General features: G+C 70.5%; 2 protein-coding genes and 1 pseudogene. All 3 read left to right on the top strand.

Annotated elements, in window-relative coordinates; genetic code table 11:
- On the top strand, positions 1-883 hold an 883-nt coding region (locus AC1DOC_RS30475; protein WP_478131205.1), incomplete at its 5' end, for a LysR family transcriptional regulator.
- A 56-nt stretch (positions 884-939) separates the two neighbouring features.
- Complete coding sequence (locus tag AC1DOC_RS30470) at positions 940-1,923, top strand: ATP-binding cassette domain-containing protein (RefSeq protein WP_018905112.1); 984 nt, start codon at positions 940-942, stop codon at positions 1,921-1,923.
- A 12-nt stretch (positions 1,924-1,935) separates the two neighbouring features.
- Positions 1,936-2,187 (top strand): annotated as a pseudogene (locus AC1DOC_RS30465) (ABC transporter permease); the annotation flags it as partial.

Here is a 2,187-nt window from a genome sequence, read left to right as displayed (position 1 = left end):
TTTCAAGGCCATGCAGACCTTCGTGCAGATTGCCGACCAGGGCAGCCTGACCCGCGCCGCCGAGGCGCTCGGCAGTTCGCTGCCCGCGGTGGTGCGCGCGCTCGCCGCGCTGGAGGCCCACCTGGGCGTGCGCCTGTTCCACCGCACCACGCGCCGCCTCTCGCTCACCGAGGAGGGCCGCCATTACCTGCCGAGCGCGCGCGAGGTGCTGCTGGCCGCGGACGCCGCCGACCTCGCGCTCAAGGCCGAGGCGCGCGAGCCCGCGGGCCAGCTCACCATCACCGCGCCGGTGCTGTTCGGCCACATGTACGTGGCGCCCGCCATCACGCGCTTCATGCAGCGCCACGACAAGGTGCGCTGCACCGTGCTGCTGCACGACCGCACGGTGAACCTGCTGGAGGAAGGCATCGACGTGGGCATCCGCATCAGCCCGCTCGCGGATTCGTCGCTCGTGGCGCAGACGCTCGGCACCATCCGGCGCGTGGTGGCGGTGAGCCCCGAGTACCTCGCGCGCCACGGCATGCCGCGCCATCCGCGCGAGCTCCATGGCGCGCCCTGCGTGCGCGGCCGCGTCGACGCGCCGCCGCAGTGGGTGTTCCACGAACGCGGCAGGACCGTGAGCGTGACGCCGAGCTGCCGCCTCGAGTTCAACCACCTCGCGCCGGCCATCGAAGCCTGCGCCGCGGGCATGGGCTTCGGCACCTTCTTCTCCTACCAGGTGCTGCCGCATGTGGCGCAGGGCCGGTTGAAGCTGGTGCTGGAAGACTTCGAGCCGCCGCCGCGGCCGGTGAGCGTGATCTACCCGAACGCGCGGCTGCTGCCGGCCCGCACGCGCGCCTTCATCGACTGGATGAAGACCGAGTTCAGCGGCCTGCGCATGTAGGGCGGCGGCGGCAGCAGTGGCTCCGAACTCGCGCGGCTTGTCCATCGGTTGAAGCGATGGCGGCAGGCTTCGCGGGCCTGCGTCAGAATGGCCGCGTGCCCTCCTCTTCTTCTTCCTCCGCCCCGCTCTTCCACGCCAGCCGCCTTTGCAAGCGCTACGGCGGCACCACGGTCGTGGACGACCTGTCGTTCGAGATCGCGCCCGGCGAATGCCTGGGCGTGATCGGCCCGAACGGCGCCGGCAAGACCACCACCATCCGCATGTGCCTGGGCCTCACCACGCCCGACGGCGGCGACATCTGCGCGTTGGGCCTGCAGATGCCGCGCGATGCGCTGGCCATCAAGGCGCAGCTCGGCGTGGTGTCGCAGTTCGACACGCTCGACCCCGACTTCAGCTGCGCCGAGAACCTCGTGGTGTACGGCCGCTACTTCGGCTTCAGCAAGGCGCAGGTGCGCGAGCGCGTGCCGCAGCTGCTGGAGTTTGCGGCGCTCTCTCACAAGGCCGATGCCAAGCCGGGCGAGCTCTCGGGCGGCATGCGCCGGCGCCTCTCGCTGGCGCGCGCGCTGGTGAACGACCCCAAGCTGCTGCTGCTCGACGAGCCCACCACCGGGCTCGACCCGCAGGCGCGCCACCTGATGTGGGAGCGCCTGCAGGTGCTGCTGCAGCAGGGCAAGTCGATCCTGCTGACCACGCACTTCATGGACGAGGCCGAGCGCCTGTGCTCGCGCCTGCTGGTGCTCGACCACGGCCGCAAGATCGCCGAGGGCCGCCCGCGCGACCTGATCGCCGAGCACCTGGAGCCCGACGTGGTCGAGGTGTATGGCAACGGCGCGCTGTCCTTGGCCGAATCGCCCGAACTGAAGGCGATGGCAGCGCGCGTGGAAGTGAGCGGCGAGACCGTGTTCTTCTACACGCAGGATGCGCGCCGGCTGCTCGACGCGCTCAGCCGGCACGGCCGTCTGCGCACCTTTCATCGGCCCGCGAACCTCGAAGACCTTTTTCTCAAGCTCACGGGCCGGCAGATCCGCGAGGACGGCTAGGCCACGACGATCATGAATACCACGACTGCAAGTTCTTCTTCTGCCGCGCCATCGCCGCCGGCCCGTTCCGTGTGGCGCGCGCCCGAGCTCTCGCTGCGCTGGTGGCCCGTGTTCCTGCGCAACCTGCTGGTGTGGCGCAAGCTCGCGATCCCCAGCCTCATCGGCAACATCGCCGAGCCGCTGATCTGGCTCGTGGCCTTCGGCTACGGCATGGGCGCGCTGGTCGGCGAGGTGTCGGTCGACGGAACCCGCGTGCCCTACATC

The organism is Variovorax sp. 01T439_2 (assembly GCF_056398445.1).
The sequence above is the reverse complement of the archived record's forward strand: the minus strand, read 5'-3'. Positions and strand labels throughout refer to the sequence as shown.